This is a genomic window from Streptomyces sp. PT12 (assembly GCF_003311645.1).
In the GTDB taxonomy this organism is placed as follows: Bacteria; Actinomycetota; Actinomycetes; order Streptomycetales; family Streptomycetaceae; genus Streptomyces.
Genome location: NZ_QEST01000156.1, coordinates 34,964 through 53,893, shown reverse-complemented (window position 1 = coordinate 53,893; position 18,930 = coordinate 34,964). Strand labels below are relative to the sequence as shown.

Annotated in this window: 14 protein-coding genes; 5 read left to right on the top strand and 9 right to left on the bottom strand. The window is 73.1% G+C overall.

Annotated elements, in window-relative coordinates; all coding sequences use genetic code 11:
- Positions 1-143: 143 nt before the first annotated feature.
- Genes DEH69_RS17845 through DEH69_RS17835 form a run of 3 tightly spaced genes read right to left on the bottom strand, consistent with a single transcriptional unit; the run spans position 144 to position 3,355 of the window.
- Entirely contained in the window at positions 144-1,067 is a 924-nt protein-coding gene (locus DEH69_RS17845) for a sugar ABC transporter permease (RefSeq protein ID WP_113687981.1), read from the bottom strand.
- 2 nt (positions 1,068-1,069) lie between these two features.
- A complete protein-coding gene (locus tag DEH69_RS17840) occupies positions 1,070-2,086 on the bottom strand; it encodes a carbohydrate ABC transporter permease (protein ID WP_113687980.1) in 1,017 nt (338 codons plus the stop codon).
- Positions 2,087-2,098: 12 nt separating this feature from the next.
- Complete coding sequence (locus DEH69_RS17835; protein ID WP_113687979.1) at positions 2,099-3,355, bottom strand: extracellular solute-binding protein; 1,257 nt, start codon at positions 3,353-3,355, stop codon at positions 2,099-2,101.
- Between the two features lie 237 nt (positions 3,356-3,592).
- Between DEH69_RS17835 and DEH69_RS17830 the strand changes: the two genes are divergently transcribed.
- Together DEH69_RS17830 and DEH69_RS17825 are read left to right on the top strand one after the other, a co-directional pair.
- Entirely contained in the window at positions 3,593-4,621 is a 1,029-nt protein-coding gene (locus DEH69_RS17830) for a LacI family DNA-binding transcriptional regulator (RefSeq protein WP_113687978.1), read from the top strand.
- Between the two features lie 194 nt (positions 4,622-4,815).
- Positions 4,816-5,622 (top strand): phosphatase PAP2 family protein, encoded by an 807-nt coding sequence (locus DEH69_RS17825; RefSeq protein WP_258534747.1) that lies wholly within the window; start codon positions 4,816-4,818, stop codon positions 5,620-5,622.
- A 51-nt stretch (positions 5,623-5,673) separates the two neighbouring features.
- Here DEH69_RS17825 and DEH69_RS17820 read toward each other — a convergent pair whose 3' ends face one another.
- On the bottom strand, positions 5,674-8,658 hold the full coding sequence (locus tag DEH69_RS17820) for a bifunctional [glutamine synthetase] adenylyltransferase/[glutamine synthetase]-adenylyl-L-tyrosine phosphorylase (protein ID WP_113687976.1): 2,985 nt from the start codon (positions 8,656-8,658) through the stop codon (positions 5,674-5,676).
- A 102-nt stretch (positions 8,659-8,760) separates the two neighbouring features.
- Positions 8,761-10,122: a glutamine synthetase family protein gene (locus DEH69_RS17815; protein ID WP_113687975.1), complete on the bottom strand. Its 1,362-nt coding sequence runs from the start codon at positions 10,120-10,122 to the stop codon at positions 8,761-8,763.
- A gap of 321 nt (positions 10,123-10,443) precedes the next feature.
- Between DEH69_RS17815 and DEH69_RS17810 the strand changes: the two genes are divergently transcribed.
- Positions 10,444-11,718 carry an ATP-binding protein gene (locus tag DEH69_RS17810; protein ID WP_147255672.1) on the top strand — a complete coding sequence of 425 codons (1,275 nt, stop codon included), beginning with the start codon at positions 10,444-10,446 and terminating at the stop codon, positions 11,716-11,718.
- Between the two features lie 38 nt (positions 11,719-11,756).
- Positions 11,757-13,265, top strand: coding sequence for a cytochrome P450 (locus tag DEH69_RS17800; RefSeq protein ID WP_181727480.1), 1,509 nt, complete (start codon positions 11,757-11,759; stop codon positions 13,263-13,265).
- Here the strand turns inward: DEH69_RS17800 and DEH69_RS17795 are convergent.
- Entirely contained in the window at positions 13,189-14,232 is a 1,044-nt protein-coding gene (locus DEH69_RS17795; RefSeq protein WP_113687972.1) for a hypothetical protein, read from the bottom strand. The genes DEH69_RS17800 and DEH69_RS17795 overlap by 77 nt on opposite strands.
- 199 nt (positions 14,233-14,431) lie before the next feature.
- Here DEH69_RS17795 and DEH69_RS17790 point away from each other — a divergent pair, with 199 nt between their 5' ends.
- Entirely contained in the window at positions 14,432-16,183 is a 1,752-nt protein-coding gene (locus DEH69_RS17790; protein ID WP_113687971.1) for an NAD+ synthase, read from the top strand.
- Positions 16,184-16,201: 18 nt separating this feature from the next.
- Here the strand turns inward: DEH69_RS17790 and DEH69_RS17785 are convergent, their stop codons facing one another.
- From DEH69_RS17785 to DEH69_RS17775, 3 genes are all read right to left on the bottom strand, one after another.
- Entirely contained in the window at positions 16,202-16,786 is a 585-nt protein-coding gene (locus DEH69_RS17785; protein ID WP_113687970.1) for a hypothetical protein, read from the bottom strand.
- Between the two features lie 7 nt (positions 16,787-16,793).
- Entirely contained in the window at positions 16,794-17,693 is a 900-nt protein-coding gene (gene htpX, locus DEH69_RS17780) for a zinc metalloprotease HtpX (RefSeq protein ID WP_113687969.1), read from the bottom strand.
- Between the two features lie 81 nt (positions 17,694-17,774).
- Entirely contained in the window at positions 17,775-18,854 is a 1,080-nt protein-coding gene (locus DEH69_RS17775) for an endonuclease/exonuclease/phosphatase family protein (protein WP_113687968.1), read from the bottom strand.
- Positions 18,855-18,930: the final 76 nt, after the last annotated feature.

Below are 18,930 nucleotides of genomic sequence, written 5' to 3'. Positions count from 1 at the left end.
TCGGCGAACGAGCGCGGGTAGACCTGGTAGATGACCGCGTCACGCCACCACTCCGGCTCGGTGGCGGGAGACGTGGCGGGGCCCGGTGCGGGCTGGGCGCGGTCGGCGAGGTGCTGGGTCATGTCATCCCTGGGGAGATTCGGTCAGGCTTTGGTCGCGCCCGCGGTCAGTCCTGACTGGAGGTGACGCTGCGCGTAGCCGAAGACGAGGATGGCGGGGACGGCGATGAGGACGGCCGCGGCGGTCATCAGGTGCCAGTCCTGGGTGTGCTGGTTGACAAAGGTCTGGAGGCCACCGGCCAGCGTGAGGTTCTGCTCGCCGGTCATGAACGCCGTGGCGAAGGCGACCTCGGCCCACGCCGTGACAAAGGAGTAGAACGCCGTGACGGCCAGGCCCGGCTTGGCCAGCGGCATGATCAGCCGCCAGAAGACGCCGAAGGGGTTGAGCCCGTCGACCCGGCCCGACTCGTCGATGGCCACGGGGATGGTGTCGAAGAAGCTCTTCATCATCCACGCGCAGAACGGCACGGCGATCGTCAGATAGGTGACGACGAGGCCGACCGGCTGGTTGAGCAGCCCGTAGCGGGACATCAGGTTGTACAGCGGCACGATCAGCACCGCCATCGGGAACATCTGCGTCAGCAGCAGGGTCCACATCAGCGGGCGCATCCCGGGGAAGCGGAAGCGGCTGAGCGCGTAGCCGGTGGTCGACGAGATGAAGACGCCGATCAGCGTCGTGGCGAGCACGATCACGACCGAGTTGCCGAACCACGTCAGGAACTCCGTGTCGTTGATGACGTGGTCGTAGTTGTCCAGCGTGAAGCCGGAGACCAGCGACCGCGTGAACGTGTCGGTCTTCGGCTTGAACGAGGTGACCAGCAGCCACAGCGGCGGGAACACCGCGATCACCGCCGCCACGAGCAGCGTCGCGTGCAGCCCCACCGAGGCCGCGCGGGAACGCTCCCCGCGCCTTCGCTGCCGGGGCGCGCGGCGTTGCCGGGAAGCGGGCCGGTCCGAGGGGCGGGCCGAGGGGCGGGCCGAGGGCCGGGTCATGTCGTCGGTGGCCATCGTCACCACACCTCTCCCTGCTTGCGGAGTGCCCTGCGGTAGGAGATCGCGAAGAGGACCAGGAGCAGCAGGATCAGCACGCCCCACGCGGCCGAGTTGGCGAAGTCGCGCGGGCTGGCGGTGAAGGCCAGCCGGAACGCCTCGGTGACCAGGATGTCCGTCGACCCCGCGGGTCCGCCCCTGGTCAGCAGGAAGATCACCGGGAACATGTTGAACGTCCAGATCGTGCTGAGCAGCACCACCGTCATCGACACCGAGCGCACGCCGGGCAGCGTGATGAAGCGGAAGCGCTGCCACGCGCTCGCCCCGTCCATCTCGGCCGCCTCGTACTGCTCGGCGGGGATCGACTGGAGCGCGCCCAGCATGGCGACGAGCATGAACGGCACGCCCAGCCAGACGTTGACGGAGATCACGGCGACCTTGGCCCATGTGGGGTCGGACAGCCACGCGATGCCGTCGATGCCGCGGCCCTCGAGAAGGCTGTTGAGGAGGCCGTTGCGCTCGTTGTAGAGCATCCGCCACGCGAAGACGGACACGAACGCCGGGATGGCCCACGGCAGGATCAGGGCCATCCGGTAGACGGTGCGCCCGCGGAACTGGCGGTTGAGCATGTTCGCCAGGGTCAGGCCGATGGCAAAGGTGATCGCCACACAGGCCACCGTCCAGACCACGGTCCAGCCGAGGCGGTCCCAGAAGGTGTCGTCGCCGAGGATGTCGGCATAGTTGTCCAGGCCGATGAACTCATACGTCGCCGGTATGGAGTTGACGCCGATCGTCCGCTCGACGTTGGCCTCGTCCGCGTCGGTCAGGGAGAGATAGACGCCCCTGACGAGCGGCCAGCCGATGATCGCGGCGATCACCAGGACGACGGGGGCGATCATCGCCCAGGCGTACCAGTGCGTGGACAGGGCCAGGCGCAGCCGTCCAGGGCCGCCGCCCGCCCCGCGGCGGGGGCCGCGGGCGCGCTCGGCGCCCGCGGCCCCCGCCTCCTCGGGGGAGGCGATGGTGGGTGAGGTCATGGGGTGCCTCCCTTACTGCCAGTCCTCGAGGAGGTCGCGGTAGGCGTCGCCGGTGTCGGCCGCGGCCTCATCGGGCGAGGCGGAGCCGGTGAGCATGGCCTCGATGGACACCCGCAGCGGCTCGAAGAGGGACTGCGCCTGCGGGATCCAGGGCCGCTCGTGGGCGATGTCGACGGCGGGCTTGAAGAAGCCGACCATCTCGTTCCCCTGCACCGCCGGGTCCTCGTAGACCGAGGCGCGCGTGGGCAGCAGGCTCAGCTCCTCGGTGATCCGCGTCTGGGACTCGACCGAGGACATGTACTTGACGAACTCGAACGACGCCTCCGCGTCAGGAGTCCCGGCGTACACCGCGTAGTTCCAGCCGCCCAGCGGCGAGCCCTGCGCCTGGCCGCCCGCGGGGACGGGGGCCACGCCCAGGTCCTCGCCGAGCGCGGCGGTGGCGTCGGCGATGGCCCAGGGGCCGTTGATCATCATGGCGACGTCGCCGTTGCCGAACGCCGACATCATGTTCTCCCAGCCCTCGCTGGTGTCGGTGATCGCGGCGCCCGAGTCGACGAGGCCCTGCATCGCCTCGAACGCGGCCACGCCCGCGGCGCTGTCGACCGTCACCTCCTGGGCGTCGGCGTCGACCAGGTCGCCGCCCTCGCCGTAGAGGAACGGCAGGAACCAGTACGGGTCGTCGCCGCGCACATACAGCGGTGTGACGCCGTCCTCGTCGAACGCCCCTGTGGACGCCTCGATGTCGGCGAGGGAGGCGGGCACCTCGACCCCGGCCTGGTCGAGCAGGGCCTGGTTGTAGAAGAGGGCGAGGGTGTCGGTCACCTGCGGGACCGCGTAGGTCTGGCCCTCGTACTGGGTGGAGGCCCACGGGGTGGGCAGGAAGTCCTCCTGGTCCTCGAGCGCCGCGGTGTCGTCCAGCGGGTAGAGGTAGCCCAGGCTCGCGAAGTCGGCCACCCAGGCGACCTCGGTGCGCATCACGTCGGGGGCCTCGTTCGCGCCCGCCGCGTTCTTGAAGCGGTTCTGCGCGTCGTCGAAGCCGACGTTCACGTAGTCGACCGTGACCCCGGGGTGCAGCTCCTCGAAGTCGGCCGCGACGGCCTCGAACACCTCCGCCTCGGTCTCGTTCGAGGTGTCCCAGTAGGTGACGGTGCCCGAGAGCTCGCCGTCACCGCCTCCCCCGCCACCCCCGTCCCCGTCGTCCCCGCCGCAAGCCGTTGCCGCAAGAGCCAGCACGGCAACCACGGCCGTCGTTCCTATGCTGCGCCGCATGTGAACTCCTTCAAGCCTTACGCCCGATCAAGGGTGGTTTGTCCACCCTACGCACCGCACCGCTGCGGCGCCGGACTGGCAGGAACGTAACAGCGCTGCCACACTTTGGAAAGAGCTTGCGGCAAATTGCTGCAAGACTGAGCCCATGCGCGAGTCACTCCTCGAAATTCATACATTCCGGTACGTTTCTCGGCCTCTGGTGGGCAGCGTCACCGGTGACCGGTAAGGTCCCGAACTGTGACCGCACGGCTTGCTGACATCGCAGCCCAGGCGGGAGTCAGCGAAGCGACCGTCAGCCGTGTGCTCAACGGCAAGCCGGGAGTCGCCGCCGCCACCCGCGAATCCGTCCTGACGGCGCTCGACCTCCTCGGCTACGAGCGCCCCGCCCGGCTCGTCAAGCGCAGCGCGGGACTTGTGGGACTGATCACCCCGGAGCTCGAGAACCCTATCTTCCCCGCCTTCGCCCAGGTGATCTGCCAGGCCCTCACCCGCCAGGGATACACCCCGGTGCTCACCACCCAGACCCCCGGCGGCTCCACCGAGGACGAGCTGACCACGATGCTCGTCGAGCGGGGCGTCTCGGGCATCATCTTCATCTCGGGCCTGCACGCCGACACCAGCGCCGACATGGAGCGCTACGAGCGGCTGCGCGGCTTCGGGGTGCCGTTCGTCATGATCAACGGCTTCTCCCCCAAGGTCCGCGCCCCCTTTGTCTCGCCCGACGACCGCGCGGCCATGCGCCTTGCCGTCACCCACCTGGTGTCGCTCGGCCACCGGCGCATCGGGCTCGCGCTCGGCCCGGCCCGCTTCGTGCCCGTCCAGCGCAAGGTCGAGGGCTTCCTCGCGGGCATGGCGGACGAGCTGCGCGTCAAGGAGGCCGAGGCGCGGCGGCTCGTCGAGCACTCGCTCTACACCCTGGAGGGCGGCCAGGCCGCCACCACCGCGCTGCTCGAACGCGACTGCACCGCGGTCGTCTGCGCGAGCGACATGATGGCGCTCGGCGCGATCCGCGCGGCCCGCCAGCGGGGCCTCGACGTCCCCGAGCACTGCTCGGTCATCGGCTTCGACGACTCCCCGCTGATCGCGTTCACCGACCCGCCCCTCACCACGATCCGCCAGCCCGTCCCCGCGATGGGCCAGGCCGCGGTGCGCGCGCTGCTTGAGGAGATCGGCGGAACGCCCGCCCCGCACAGCGAGTTCGTCTTCATCCCCGAGCTGGTGGTCCGCAGCTCGACGGCCACCGCGCCGGTGATACAGAAGACATGACCGGGAGGCGCGTGACCTCGGGGGTTTCCCCTCGGGGGTGAGCCGGTGCCGTCCGCCGCGCGGATGAGGGGCCCGGGGCGAAGACCAGACCGGAGGATGATCGGGCCGGTGTCAGTCCTCTGGCAAACTGTTCGCCCATGGGGGCAACAACCAGCGTCAGTTCGAAAGTGAAGCGAGTGGATCCGGCACGACCCGTGACCGACCGCGACAACGGTGCGGCACCCCCGAGACGCCTCGGCTCGCTGCGGCGCCCTCGACGGCCCAGGGTCTGGTTCGAGCTGATGCTCATCGCCATCAGCTACCTGATCTACTCGATGATCCGCAACGCCGCCCCCCTCCGCGAGGACCAGGCGCAGTCCCACGCCCGCTGGATCTGGGAGCTCCAGGGCTCCCTCGGCCTCGACTTCGAGCTGGGGCTCAACCACGCGGCCGCCGATGTCACCTGGCTCATCGTCGCGATGAACTACTACTACGCGACGCTGCACTTCATCGTCACGATCGTCGTGCTGGTCTGGGTCTTCCGCAGCCACCCCGGCCGGTACGGGGCGACGCGCCTGGTGCTGTTCGCCACCACGACCGTCGCCCTGCTCGGGTACTACTTCTACCCGCTGGCCCCGCCCCGCCTGATGGAGGGCATGAACTTCATCGACACCGCGGCCGTTCACCATACCTGGGGATCGCTGTCCGCCGAGGGCAGCGCGATGGCCTCCGTGTCGAACCAGTACGCCGCGATGCCGTCGATGCACATCGGCTGGTCGCTGTGGTGCGGCATCACCATCGCCGTGCTGGCCGGGCCGCTGTGGGTGAAGCTCCTGGGCGTGCTCTACCCCGTGCTCACCCTTGTGGTCATCATGGCCACGGCGAACCACTTCTGGCTCGACGCGGTGGGCGGCATGGTCTGCCTGGCCTTCGGGTTCGCGGTGGCCTACCTGTGGTACGGCAGGCTGTGCTACCGGCTGCCGCGCAAGGTGCCGGAGGAGAAGGCGCCCGCGCCCTCGTAGACGCCGCCCCTCGCAGACGCCGCCCCTCGCAGGCGTCAACCCTCGCGGGCGTCAACCCTCGTAGAACAGCCGCTCGACGACCGTGCGGGCGCGGCGCGTCGTGCGCCGGTAGTCGTCGAGCATCCGCCCGACCGTCCCCGGCTCGTACCCCAGATAGCGCGCCACGGCCGCCGATTCGCGGGCGTCGGCCGGGAACGTGTCCTGCGGGCGCGCGCGCACCAGCATCACGGCGTTCCGCACGCGCGAGGCCAGCACCCACGCCTCGTCGAGCACCTCGGCGTCCTCCGCGTCCAGCAGCCCCGCGCCCACCGCTGCGGCGAGCGCCCCCCGGGTGCGGGTCGTGCGCAGCGCCGCCACCTCGTGGGCATGGCGCAGCTGGAGCAGCTGAACGGTCCACTCGACGTCGCTGAGCCCGCCGCGGCCCAGCTTGGTGTGCAGGGTGGGGTCGGCGCCGCGCGGCAGGCGTTCGGCCTCCATCCTGGCCTTGAGCCGCCTGATCTCGCGGATCGCGTCCTGGCCGATGCCGCCCGCGGGATAGCGCAGCGGGTCGATCAGCTCGGTGAACGCGCGGCCGAGGTCCGCGTCGCCCGCCACCGGCTCGGCGCGCAGCAGCGCCTGGCTCTCCCACCCGAGCGACCAGCGGCGGTAGTAGGCGGCGTAGCTGGTGAGCGAGCGGACCAGCGGGCCGTTCCTGCCCTCGGGGCGCAGATGCGTGTCGACCAGCAGGGGCGGGTCGATGCTGGGGAGCTGGAGCAGCCGGATCATCTCGTGGGCGATGGCCGACGCGGCCTCGGCGGCGGCGCGCTCGTCGGCGCCCTCGGCGGGCTCGTGGACGAAGAGGACGTCGGCGTCCGAGCCATAGCTCAGCTCGTGCCCGCCGAAGCGGCCCATGGCGATGACGGCGAGCCTGGCGGGCGGCGGGTCCTGGCCGATGGCGGCCGTGGCGGCGGCGAGGGCGCCCGCGAGGGTGGCGGCGTTGAGCGCCGTGAGGGCGGAGCCGACGCGGTCGAGGGCAGGGCCCGGCGCCTCGGCCGGGGCCTCGCCGGGGGCGTAGGCGCCGACGATGTCGGCGGCGGCGGTGCGGAACAGCTCGCGGCGGCGCACCCCCCGGGCCACCGCGACGGCGCTCTCGGCGCTCTCGGCGCGGCCCACGGCGGCCCTGATCTCCTGGGCGAGCGCGGCGGGCGGGCGGGGCCGAAGGCCCTCGGCCGCGCCCAGCAGGGCGACGGCCTCGGGGGCGCGCAGCAGCAGGTCGGGGGCCAGGCGCCCGGCGGACAGGACGCGCGCGAGGTTCTCGGCGGCGGCGCCCTCGTCGCGCAGCAGCCGCAGATACCAGGGGCTGGTGCCCAGCGCGTCGGACACCTTGCGGAAGTTGAGCAGCCCGGAGTCGGGGTCGGCCGAGTCGGCGAAGCTGGCCATGAGGACGGGCAGCAGCGTGCGTTGGATGGCGGCCTTGCGGGTGACGCCCGAGGCGAGCGCGGAGAGGTGGCGCAGGGCGGCGCCCGGGTCGGCGAAGCCGAGGGCGACAAGCCGCTCCTTCGCGGCGTCCTGGCCGAGCCGCAGCTGCCCCGCGTCGAGGCGGGCGACGGCGTCGAGCAGCGGCCGGTAGAACAGCTTCTCGTGCAGGCGGCGGACGCCCGCGGTGTGGCGGCGCCAGGCGGCGGTCAGCTCCTTGACGGGCTCGACGGTGAAGCCGAGCGAGCGCCCCAGGCTGCGCAGCTCGGCCTCGTCGGTGGGCATCAGATGGGTGCGGCGCAGGCGGCGCAGCTGGATGCGGTGCTCGACGGTGCGCAGGAAGCGGTAGGAGGCGTCGAGCGACGCCGCGTCCTGGCGGCCGACATAGCCGCCAGCGGCGAGCGCGGCCAGCGCGTCCAGGGTGCTGGCGCGGCGCAGCTCGGCGTCGGTGCGGCCATGGACGAGCTGGAGGAGCTGAACGGCGAACTCGACGTCGCGCAGGCCGCCGGGGCCCAGCTTCAGCTCGCGCTCCGCCTGGGCCGCGGGGATGGAGCTCTCCACGCGACGGCGCATGCGCTGCACGTCGGGCACGAAGTTCTCGCGTTCGACGGCCTGCCACACGAGCGGGGCCACGGCGGCGGCGTACTCCGCGCCGAGCGCCGCGTCGCCCGCGACGGGGCGGGCCTTGAGCAGCGCCTGGAACTCCCAGGTCTTCGCCCAGCGCCGGTAGTACGCCAGGTGGCTCACGAGGGTGCGGACCAGGGGGCCGTTCCTGCCCTCGGGGCGGAGGTTGGCGTCCACGGGCCAGATGGTGCCCTCGGCCGTGGTGTCCGAGCAGATCCGCATGAGGTGGGCGGCCAGGCGCGTGGCGGCCTGGAGCGCGGGGCCCTCGTCGGCGCCCTCGGCGGGCTCGGCGACGAAGATGACGTCCACGTCGGAGACGTAGTTCAGCTCGCGGCCCCCGCACTTGCCCATCCCGATGACGGCGAGGCGGCACGCGGCGGCGTCGTCGGGGGCCGCGGCGGCGGCGATCCGCAGGGCGGCGCGGAGCGTGGCGGTGGCCAGGTCGGCCAGCTCGGCGGCGGTCTCGGCGACGCCGGTGGTGCCGGTGATGTCGCGCGCGGCGATGGTCAGCAGGGCGCGGTAGTAGGCGACGCGCAGCCCGTCGGGGTCGGCGGCGCCCGCGAGGGCCGCCTCGAACTCCTCGGTGCCCGGGTGGAGATCGGCCCTCTCGAACGCGACGAGCGCCCGCCACTCGGTGGGGTGGCGGACAAGGTGGTCGGCGAGCCCGTCGGAGGCGCCGAGCACGGCGAGCAGCCGGTCCCGCAGCGGCTTGGCGGCCAGCAGGGTGTCGAGGAACGCGGCCCGCTCGCCGTCGGACTGGGCCTCGGCCAGCCTGACCAGGGCGCCGAGGGCCGCGTCGGGGTCCGCCGTGGCGGCGAGCGCGTCGAGCAGCATCCCGTCGGCGGCGGCCGAACGCAGCGCGGGCGCGTCCAGCAGCCGCTCCGCGCCGCTGGGGTCGGTGAACCCCCGCCGCAGCAGCTGCCCGAATCGGCTGTCCCGCCGCCCGCCCAACGGCACGCTGTCGTCCCCTCCGCACTGATCCGTGTCCCAGGCTGATCCGTGTCCCAGGCTGATCCGTGTCCCAGGCTGATCCGTCCCAGGAAGCCTAGCGACCCCGGGTCACAGCACGGGCAGGTTCTTCCGCAGCTCGAACGCCGTGACCTCGCTCCGGTACTCCTCCCACTCCTGCCGCTTGTTGCGCAGGAAGAAGTCGAAGACGTGCTCGCCCAGCGTCTCGGCGACCAGCTCGCTGTGCTGCATGAGGTTGATCGCCTCGCCGAGGTTCTGCGGAAGGGGCTCGATGCCCAGGGCCCGGCGTTCGCGGTCGCTCAGCGCCCAGACGTCGTCCTCGGCGCCGGGCGGCAGCTCGTACCCCTCCTCGACACCCTTGAGGCCCGCGGCGAGCAGCACCGCATAGGCCAGGTAGGGGTTGGCGCCGGAGTCCAGGGAGCGGACCTCGATGCGGGTCGAGCCGGTCTTGCCCGGCTTGTACATGGGCACGCGGATCAGCGCGGAGCGGTTGTTGTGGCCCCAGCAGATGTACGAGGGCGCCTCGCCGCCCGCGCCCGCGGTGCGCTGGGTGCCGCCCCAGATGCGCTTGTAGGAGTTGACCCACTGGTTGGTGACGGCGGAGATCTCGCCCGCGTGCCTGAGCAGCCCGGCGATGAACGAGCGGCCGATCTTGGAGAGCCGGTAGTCGGCGCCGGTCTCGTGGAAGGCGTTGCGGTCGCCCTCGAAGAGCGACAGGTGGGTGTGCATGCCGGAGCCCGGGTACTCCGAGAACGGCTTGGGCATGAACGTCGCCTGCACGCCCTGCTCAAGCGCCACCTGCTTCATCACCAGGCGGAACGTCATGATGTTGTCCGCGGTGGAGAGCGCGTCGGCGTACCGCAGGTCGATCTCCTGCTGGCCTGGGGCGCCCTCGTGGTGGGAGAACTCCACGGAGATCCCCATGGACTCCAGCATCGTGATGGCCTGGCGGCGGAAGTCCATGCCCACGGCCTGCGGGGTGTGGTCGAAGTATCCGGAGGTGTCGGCGGGCACGGGCCTGGTGCCGTCGACCGGCTTGGAGTCCAGCAGGAAGAACTCGATCTCGGGGTGGGTGTAGAAGGTGAAGCCCAGGTCGGACGACTTGGCGAGGGCGCGCTTGAGCACATAGCGCGGGTCGGCGTACGAGGGGGAGCCGTCGGGCATCAGGATGTCGCAGAACATCCGTGCGGTGCCGGGGGATTCGGCGCGCCAGGGCAGTATCTGGAACGTGCTCGGGGCGGGCTTGGCGATCATGTCGGACTCGTGCACACGGGCGAATCCCTCGATGGCCGAGCCGTCGAAGCCGATCCCCTCCTCGAATGCCTGCTCGAGCTCGGCGGGGGCCACGGCGACGGACTTGAGAAAGCCCAGCACATCGGTGAACCACAGCCGGACGAAGCGGATGTCCCGCTCCTCCAGCGTGCGGAGCACGAACTCCTGCTGCTTCTCCATTTCCACCCATCCTCGCTGGTCAGACGGCTCTTCCCCCGCCCGCGGGGTCCTGCGGGGCTCGAAGAGCATCCCATCACAGGATTTCCGCCGCGTTGCGCATACGCGACCGCGACGGCCCGGCTCCATTGTGGGGCACCCGCGGCGCACCGGCCCAGCCGCGCCGGGGCCCTCGGCGCCCCTCGTTCGGAGGACGTTGGGGCAACCGCCTGCGGTATGCCTTCGGCGCGCTCTACTCTCCCTCTCACAGAGCGAGTTGACGCCGTCACGGCTCGTCGCCGACGCGTGCGCCAAGGCCCGTTGCCGAGCCAGTGAGGACCCATCGTGCATGCCGAACCCTTACCGAGAGACCACCGCGGGGCCACCTCAACGGGACGGTGGGCCGCCGCGCCCGCCCTGGTGGGGCTGCTCGCCGTGGCGGCGGCGCTGCTCGTCGCCGAGGGCGCGCGGCCCGCCGTGCTCGGCTGCGGCGCCGCGGCCACGCTCGCGGTGGGCGTCCTGGCGGGCGAGACCGCCCGGCGCGGCAGGCTCGTCGCCGCGCTCGGCGAGCGGCTCGACCAGCAGGCCGACGACACCGCCACGCTGGTCTACGACGTGGTGCCGCCCCTGCTGAGGCGGCTGCGCGACGGCGAGGTGGAGGGAGACGTGCCGCCGCCGTTGGCGCCGGGCCCGTTCTCCGACGTCCGGGTCAGCGCCGCGCACGAGACGCTGCTGTTCGCGCTCGTGGACATGGCCCGCGAGAAGGAGCTGCAACGCGACTCGGGGAAGCGGGCCATCGTCAACGTCGCGGGCCGCATCCAGTCCGAGATCCACCGGCTCCAGCACCGCGTCGGCGCGATGCAGTTCCGCCACGACAGCCCCGAGCTGATGGGCGAGCTGATGGAGGTCGAGCACGGCGTGAACGTCGCGGGCCGCCACGCCACCGCGCTCGCCGTCCTGGGCGGCGGCGCCCCGCTGCGCCGCAGGCGGGCGCCCGTCCCGCTGGCGGACGTGCTGCGCGCGGGCTCGGGCCCGATCACCGAGTACGCGCGCGTGACGCAGCACCATGTGGTGGAGGCGGCGGTGGTGGGCGAGGCGGCCGAGTCGCTGATGCTCATGATGGCCGAGCTGCTCGACAACGCCACGCGGTTCTCCCCGCCGAACACCAAGGTCGTGATGAACGCCCAGGAGGTGGCGCACGGCATCGAGGTGTCCATCGAGGACTGCGGAAGCGGCCTGACCCCCGAGGCCACCGAGCGCGCCGAGGCGCTGCTGCGGCAGGGCGTGGACGGCATCGACGTGATGGACCTCGGCGAGACGGCGAGGATCGGGCTGCGCGTCGCGGGCATCCTGGCCGCGCACCACGGGGCGCGGATCTCGCTGCGCCCCTCGACGGGGGCCGGGGTGCGGGCGGTGGTGTTCCTGCCGGACGAGCTGTTCACGGTCCCGCCCCCCACGGGCTGGCCGACGTACGCCAGGCCGAGCCCGTTCGTGCCCTGGCCACCGGGCCCCGCGGGCCCCGGCGAGCGCCCAGGTGGCGCCGAAGGGCGCACGGCCAGCGGGCTGCCCCGGCGCAAGCGCCCGCCGGGGCCCAGGATCGGCGGGCCGCAGCGGCTCTGACCCCACCCGACCCCCGACCCCTTCAAGGAGGCCGACCCGTGTGTTCCACCTCGTCAGAACCGGCCCGGCTGCCCGAGGACCCATTGCCCGAGGACCCGTTGCCCGAGGACCCGTTGCCCGAGGACCCGTTGCCCGAGGACCAGGGGCCGGGGTCCGAGCGGCCCGCGGCCGAGCGCCCAGGGTGCCAGGGCGCGTGGCTCGGGCCCGGTGGCATCACCCGGCTCAACGGACCGGCCGTGGCGGCCGATCCCGCCGCGCTGTTCGAGCGGCTGCGCGCCGAGCACGGGCCCGTGGTGCCGGTGCTGCTCGAAGGCGACGAGCCCGCGTGGCTGGTCGTCGGGTACCACGAGGTGCTTCAGGTGACGCGCAACCCCAGGCGGTTCAGCCGCGACGGCCGCCTGTGGACCGCGTGGCGCGAGGGCAGGGTCGGGCCGCGGTCGCCCCTCGCGCCCGTGCTGGCGTGGGGCCCCGACTGCGCGCACCAGGACGGCGCCGAGCACCAGCGGCTGCGCGCCGCGGTCAACGAGAGCCTGCGGCGCTTCGACCGGCGCGGGCTGCGCCGCCTGGTGGGGCGGCACGCGGACCGGCTGATCGACGGCTTCGCCGGGGATGGCCACGCGGAGCTGCTGTCCCGGTACGCCAGGCGGCTGCCCATGCTGACGCTCACGGACGTGCTCGGGCTGCCGCGGGACGAGGGCCCCGCGCTCGTCGAGGCCGGGCGCCTGCTGCTCCTGGGCGCCCAGGACGCGGTGGCGAGCGACCGGCACATCCACGGCGTGCTGCGCGCCACCGTCGAGCACAAGCACGCCGCGCCTGGGCACGACCTGGCGTCCTGGCTGATCGCGCACCCGGCCGACCTGACCGACGACGAGGTGGTCCACCAGCTGCGGCTCGTGCTGGTCGCGGCGAACGAGTCCACCACCAACCTCGTTGTCAACACCCTGCGCGCCGTCCTGGCCCGTCCCCCGCTGCGCGGCTCGCTGTTCGGCGGCCGGATCACGCTGCCGGGGGCCGTGGAGCAGGTCCTGTGGGACGAGCCGCCGATCTCGGTGTGCCCCGGCGGCTTCGCGACGCAGGACCTCGAGCTGGGCGGGCAGCGCATCCACGCGGGCGACGTCTTACTCCTCGGCCTGGCGGCGGCCAACGCCGACCCGCGGATCCGATCGGGTCCAGGCGCGCCGATGCGCGGGAACCGCTCGCACCTGGCCTTCGCCGGTGGCCCGCACGAGTGCCCGGGAGGGGACATCGGGCGGGCCATCGCCGTGGCCGCGATCGACGCGCTGCTCGGGCGGCTGCCCGACGTGCGGCTCGCGGTGGAGCCCGACGAGCTGACGTGGTCGGCGTCCACCTGGGCGCGCCATCTGGACGCGCTGCCCGTGGCGTTCACCGCGCGCCGCCCAGCGCCCCGCGCCCCGGCGCCCGCGCCGTCCGTTCCCGCCGCGCCTCGCGCCCCCGAGGCGGCGGGGCCCCTCAGGCCACCACCGGCGTTCCATCGGCGGGTGGCGCGTGCGGGGCGCGCGGCGTTCGCGCGGCTGCTCGGCCGCTGAGCAGGCCCGCGACCGGCGGGCCCGCGGCCTGGCGCGCGCCCCACGCCTGGCGCGCGACCATCCAGGCCCGCAGCCCCGCCAGGTAGCGCTCCACCGCGGCGGCGCCGCGCGCGTCGAGGCGCCAGGCTCCCAGCAGCCCGGGAACGGCGGCGGCCACCGCGAGGAACGCCTCGGCCCGCTTCCGCGCCAGGTCCGCCACCTGCCCCCTGGCCTCCGCGCGCGTGCAGCCCCGCTCGCGCTGGCGGATCAGCACGAGGTTGTGCGGATCGCCCGCGGCCTCGGCGCGCTCGGCGAAGTGGAGGTCGTCGCACAGCAGGACCACGTCGCCCGCGTGCCGGGTCAGGGCGCGCAGCTCGCGGCTCCAGTAGGCGGCGGGCGGCACCTCGAAGCGCCCGGCCCGCTCGATCAGGTCGAAGCACGGCGCGGCCCCGACGGCGCTCCTGCGCGGCCCGAGGTAGGCGTCCTCGCGCGGCCGAACGCCCAGGGCCCGGTTGTGCGCCTCCTGGAGGCGGGCGCGGAAGAAACGCGTCAGGCTCCCCGCCGCCCGCGCCCGCCACGCCGGTGACATCCCGGCCGCGCAGCGCCGCCACACGTCGGCGTGGGCGCGCGTCAGCGGCAGGTCGAGCAGGGGCGGGGTGCCGGGCAACCGGTAGGCGATGGCGGCGAGTTCGGTGCTGATTCGGGCGATGCGCTCCGGCGGGGTGACCCGTGGGTCGCCGTATCGCTCCCCCAGCGTGAAGCCGACGCACACCGCGTCGGTGACCAGGTCGAGGTCGTCGCCCGTGGCCTCGGGGTGGGCCGACGAGGCGAGGTCGGCCAGCCGCAGGGCGCGGTAGCGGCGCAGCGCGGCGACGCCCCTGACAAGGCCGTGGCCCACGACCCACTCCAGGTGCCGCTCCCGCGCGCGCTCGGCGTCGGGATTGGCCCGGGCCCTGAAGGGTAGGAAGAGACAGACGTCCTGCGGCATGCCATCCGCCTTCGGCATGGGTCGGCGACGTGGGGTGGCGACGTGGGGTGGCGACCTGCGGTAGCTCTGCCCTCGCGCGCCCTCGGGCAACCCAGGGCGCCGCATCCTGGCCGAATATGCCGGGCGGCGATGTCGATCGGGCCGGTTCACGCGCGCCCCGCGCCGCCATAATGTCAATCAGACGATTAGACTCGGGCGCGTGCCACAGCTACGTATCGCCCTGAATCAGATCGACTCGACCGTCGGCGACCTCTCCGGCAACGCCGACGCCGTGCTGCGCTGGACCCGGCACGGCGTCGAGCGCGGCGCGCACCTGGTGGCGTTCCCCGAGATGATGCTGACCGGCTACCCGGTGGAGGATCTGGCGCTGCGGGCGTCGTTCGTCTCCGCGAGCAGGACCGAGCTTGCGCGCCTGGCGGCGCGCCTCGCCGACGAGGGTCTTGGCGATGTGCCGGTCGTGGTCGGCTATCTGGACCGGGCGGCCGAGCGGCTTGAGGAGAGCGTCGGCCAGCCCGCTGGCGCCCCGCGCAACGCGGGCGCGGTGCTCCACCGCGGCGAGGTGGCGCTGACGTTCGCCAAGCACCACCTGCCCAACTACGGCGTGTTCGACGAGTTCCGCTACTTCGTGCCGGGCGACACGCTGCCCGTGGTGCGGGTCGGCGGCGTCGACGTGGCCCTCGCCATCTGCGAGGACCTGTGGCAGGACGGCGGCCGGGTCCCCGCGGCGCGCGCGGCGGGGGCCGGGCTGCTGCTGGTGATCAACGCCTCGCCCTACGAGGTACACAAGGACGACACGCGCCTCGACCTGGTGCGCAAGCGAGCGCGCGAGGCGGGCTGCACGCTGGCGTATCTCGCGATGGTCGGCGGCCAGGACGAGCTGGTCTTCGACGGCGACACGCTCGTGGTGGACCGGGAGGGCGATGTGATCGCCCGCGGGCCGCAGTTCGCCGAGGAGTGCGTCCTGCTCGACCTCGACCTGCCGGCCGCGGCCCCCGAGCCGCCGTCGGGGCGGGTCGAGGACGGCCTGGTGGTGGACCATGTGACGCTCTCGGCCGAGCCGGTGGCGCCCTACCCCGCCGAGCACACCGGCGGCGAGGCCGAACGCCTCGACGACACCGAGGAGATGTACCAGGCGCTGGTCGCGGGCGTGCGGGCGTATGTCAGGAAGAACGGCTTCCGCTCGGTCCTGATCGGCCTCTCCGGCGGCATCGACTCGGCGCTGTGCGCGGCGATCGCGTGCGACGCGCTCGGCCCTGAGCACGTGTTCGGCCTGTCGATGCCGTCGGCGTACTCGTCGGAGCACTCGCGCGACGACGCCGCCGAGCTGGCCAGGCGCACGGGCCTCGACCTGTGCACCGTGGCCGTGGGCCCGATGTTCGACGCCTACATGGCGGCCGTCGAGCTGACCGGGCTCGCCGAGGAGAACCTTCAGTCGCGGCTGCGCGGCACGCTCCTGATGGCCGTCTCCAACCAGGACGGGCACATCGTGCTCGCCCCGGGCAACAAGAGCGAGCTGGCCGTCGGGTACTCCACGCTCTACGGCGACTCGGTGGGGGCGTACGCACCGATCAAGGACGTGTACAAGACGGGCGTCTACCGGCTGGCGCGCTGGCGGAACGAGGCGGCCAGGCGGCGCGGCGAGACCCCGCCCATCCCGGAGAACTCGATCGCCAAGCCGCCGAGCGCCGAGCTGCGCCCCGGCCAGGTGGACACCGACTCGCTGCCCGACTACGACGAGCTCGACGCCGTTCTCACGCTCTATGTGGACCGCGACCAGGGGCGCGCGGAGATCATCGCGGCCGGGCACCCGCCCGAGCTGGTCACCCGGATCCTGCGGATGGTCGACACCGCCGAGTACAAGCGGCGGCAGTACCCGCCGGGGACCAAGATCTCCGCGAAGGTCTTCGGCAAGGACCGCAGGCTGCCGCTCACCAACCGCTGGCGCGAGTAGCCGCGCGGCCCGGCCGCCTCACAGCCCGGGCGCGCCCCACACGGGGAACCAGCGGGCCAGCTCGGGCTCGACCCGCAGGTCGTTCTCGATCAGGGCGCGCACCTGGAGCTCGACGCCGACCTCCCGGCGCTCGATGGCGCCAGGCACGGGCGCGAAGGGGTAGAACGTGCCGCGCTTGTAGAGGTACACCAGCGCGAGCGGCGCTCCCTCGCGCTCGAATCCCGTGAGCGAGCACAGCAGCTGGGGCCCGAAGCCGCCCTCGGTGAGCAGGGTGTTGACCGCGTGCAGGTCGTTGACCAGCGCGCCGATGTCCTCGGGGGCGTGGGTGGCGAGCAGCCATGTGTAGCCGTAGGTGTCCTGGCTGAACTCCACGGGCACGCCATGCCCTGGCGCCGCGTCGGCGTCGAGCAGCTCGCGGACCTCGTCGCGCACCCGGGCGAACGCGCCGCCCTCGACGGAGGCGAAGCAGACCGAGCCGCGCCCGGTCGGCCGGAAGCCCGCGCCCGCCTCAAGCGTCACGGCCGCCGAGGGGACCGCGAAGAGCTGGTCGAGGTCCGGGCGCACCGGCTTGCGGCGGCCGAGGATCGCGTCGAGGAAGCCCATGCGGGGCTCACCGCCCGAGCTCGGCGGACAGCCGCCCGAGCCGGTCGAGGCGCTGCTCGAGCGTGGGGTGCGAGGACAGCAGCCGCCCGAGCCCGCCGTTGGACGCCAGCGCGGGGGCGAAGAAGAACGCGTTGAACGGCTCGGCCCTGCGCAGGTCGCGTGTCGGGATGCGGCCCATCTGGCCCGAGACCTTGGTCAGCGCGGAGGCCAGCGCCGAAGGGCGCCCGGTGAGCAGGGCTCCGGCCCGGTCGGCCGACAGCTCGCGGTAGCGGGACAGCAGCCGGGTCAGCAGGAAGCTGATCACATAGACGACGGCGCTGATCAGGGGGATCAGCAGCAGAAACACATTCTGATTGTTCCGCGCGCCCCGGCCGAACAGCCCGGTCCACAGGGCCACCCGGGTGATCAGCCCGGCCAGCACGCCGAGGAACGCCGCGATCGTCATCACGGCCACGTCGCGGTGGGCGACGTGCGACAGCTCGTGCGCGAGGACGCCCTCCAGCTCGTCGGGCTCAAGGCGGCGCAGCAGCCCGGTGGTGGCGCACACCAGCGACTTCTTCTGGCTGCGGCCCGTGGCGAAGGCGTTGGGCACGTCGGAGTCGGCGATGGCCACGCGCGGCTTGGGCATGTCGGCGAGCGCGCACAGCCGGTCCACGGCCCCGTGCAGCTCGGGCGCCTGCTCGGGGGTGACCTCGCGCGCGCCCATGCTGAACGCGGCGATCCGGTCGCTGAACCAGAACTGCGCCACGAACAGGCCGCCCACCAGCAGGATGATCAGCGGCCACGCCTTGCCGAGCGCGGCGATCAGCACGCCGACGAAGACGACGTAGAGCAGCCCGATCAGGAACATCGTCAGCGCCATGCGGCGGGTGAGCCCCCGGTCGGGCACGTAGCGCGTGCGGGCCATCGCTCCTCCCCTCCATCCGGTCGTTTCCGGAACGTCTCTCTCAAAAGTAAGACGTTCCCGGCCAAACCGGAAAAGGAGCCCTCAGAGGTCGACGCGGGCCGCGACGGGCAGGTGGTCGCTGCCGGTGGCGGGCAGGGTCCAGGAGGAGACGGGCTCGAGCTCGCGCACCAGGATCTGGTCGATCCGCGCCATCGGGAACCCCGCGGGCCAGCTGAAGCCGAACCCGGCGCCCGCCGCGCCCTGCGTGGAGCGCAGCTGCGAGGTCAACGGGGCCAGCGCGCCGTCGTTCATCGTCCCGTTGAGGTCGCCGAGCAGGACGGCCCGCTCGACCGGCTCGGCGGCGATGGCCTGCCCCAGCAGGTCGGCCGCGTCGTCGCGCTGCCCCGCGGTGAACCCCGCGCGGAACTGCACGCGCACCGAGGGGAGATGGGCCACATACGCGGCGACGGTGCCGTCGGGCGTGGCCACGGTGGTCCGCATCGCGCGCGTCCAGCCCATGCCGATGTCCACGGGCGCGGTGTCGCTCAGCGGGTGGCGGCTCCACAGCCCGACCGTGCCCTGCACGGTGTGGTGGGGGTGCGTGGCGGCCAGCGCCTCCTCGTAGGCGTCCACGGAGCTCTGCGGCAGCTCCTGGAGGGCGATGAGGTCGGCGCCCGTGCCGCCGAGCTGCCTCGCGGTGGCCTCGGGGTCGGCGTTCCCGGCGTCGACGTTGTGGCTGACGACCATGAGGGCGCCGCCCGAGCCCGTCTTGTCGAGCACGAGGCCGCCGAAGAGGTTGAACCACACGAGCACCGGCACGAGCACCGCGACCAGCGCGGTCGCGGAGCGGCGCACGACCGCGCAGCCGATGAGCACCGGCACGGGCAGGCCGAGCCAGGGCAGGAACGTCTGGAGGAGGCTGCCGAGGTTGCCGATGGTGTTGGGCACCTTGGAGTGCGCCAGCATGATCAGGGCGAGCAGCAGGGCGATGGCCGCGACCACCCAGCCGCGGCGCCAGCGCCCCGTGGCGTCCCGCCAGCGGGGCCGCTCCCGGTCGCCGCCGCCTCCCGAGCCGCCTGGGCGGCCGGGGCTCTCGCCGGAGCCGCCTGGGCCCTCACCGCCGGGGCCCTCGCCTTCCGAGCCCTCGTCGGGGCGCGTCTGAGGGGTGTACACAGGTGCCATCCGCCGCCCTCGCTGACCTCGCGCTCCGCACCGGGTCCCTCTCGGTCGACCCGGACACACGTCTGATCTCAAGACG

Excerpts from the sequence above, each read along its gene's own strand:
- DEH69_RS17845 (WP_113687981.1), bottom strand. The coding sequence starts at position 1,067 with ATGGCCACCGACGACATGACCCGGCCCTCGGCCCGCCCCTCGGCCCGC.
- DEH69_RS17840 (WP_113687980.1), bottom strand. The coding sequence starts at position 2,086 with ATGACCTCACCCACCATCGCCTCCCCCGAGGAGGCGGGGGCCGCGGGC.
- DEH69_RS17835 (WP_113687979.1), bottom strand. The coding sequence starts at position 3,355 with ATGCGGCGCAGCATAGGAACGACGGCCGTGGTTGCCGTGCTGGCTCTT.
- DEH69_RS17815 (WP_113687975.1), bottom strand. The coding sequence starts at position 10,122 with ATGGAGAAGCAGCAGGAGTTCGTGCTCCGCACGCTGGAGGAGCGGGAC.
- DEH69_RS17795 (WP_113687972.1), bottom strand. The coding sequence starts at position 14,232 with ATGCCGCAGGACGTCTGTCTCTTCCTACCCTTCAGGGCCCGGGCCAAT.
- DEH69_RS17785 (WP_113687970.1), bottom strand. The coding sequence starts at position 16,786 with ATGGGCTTCCTCGACGCGATCCTCGGCCGCCGCAAGCCGGTGCGCCCG.
- htpX (WP_113687969.1), bottom strand. The coding sequence starts at position 17,693 with ATGGCCCGCACGCGCTACGTGCCCGACCGGGGGCTCACCCGCCGCATG.
- DEH69_RS17775 (WP_113687968.1), bottom strand. The coding sequence starts at position 18,854 with ATGGCACCTGTGTACACCCCTCAGACGCGCCCCGACGAGGGCTCGGAA.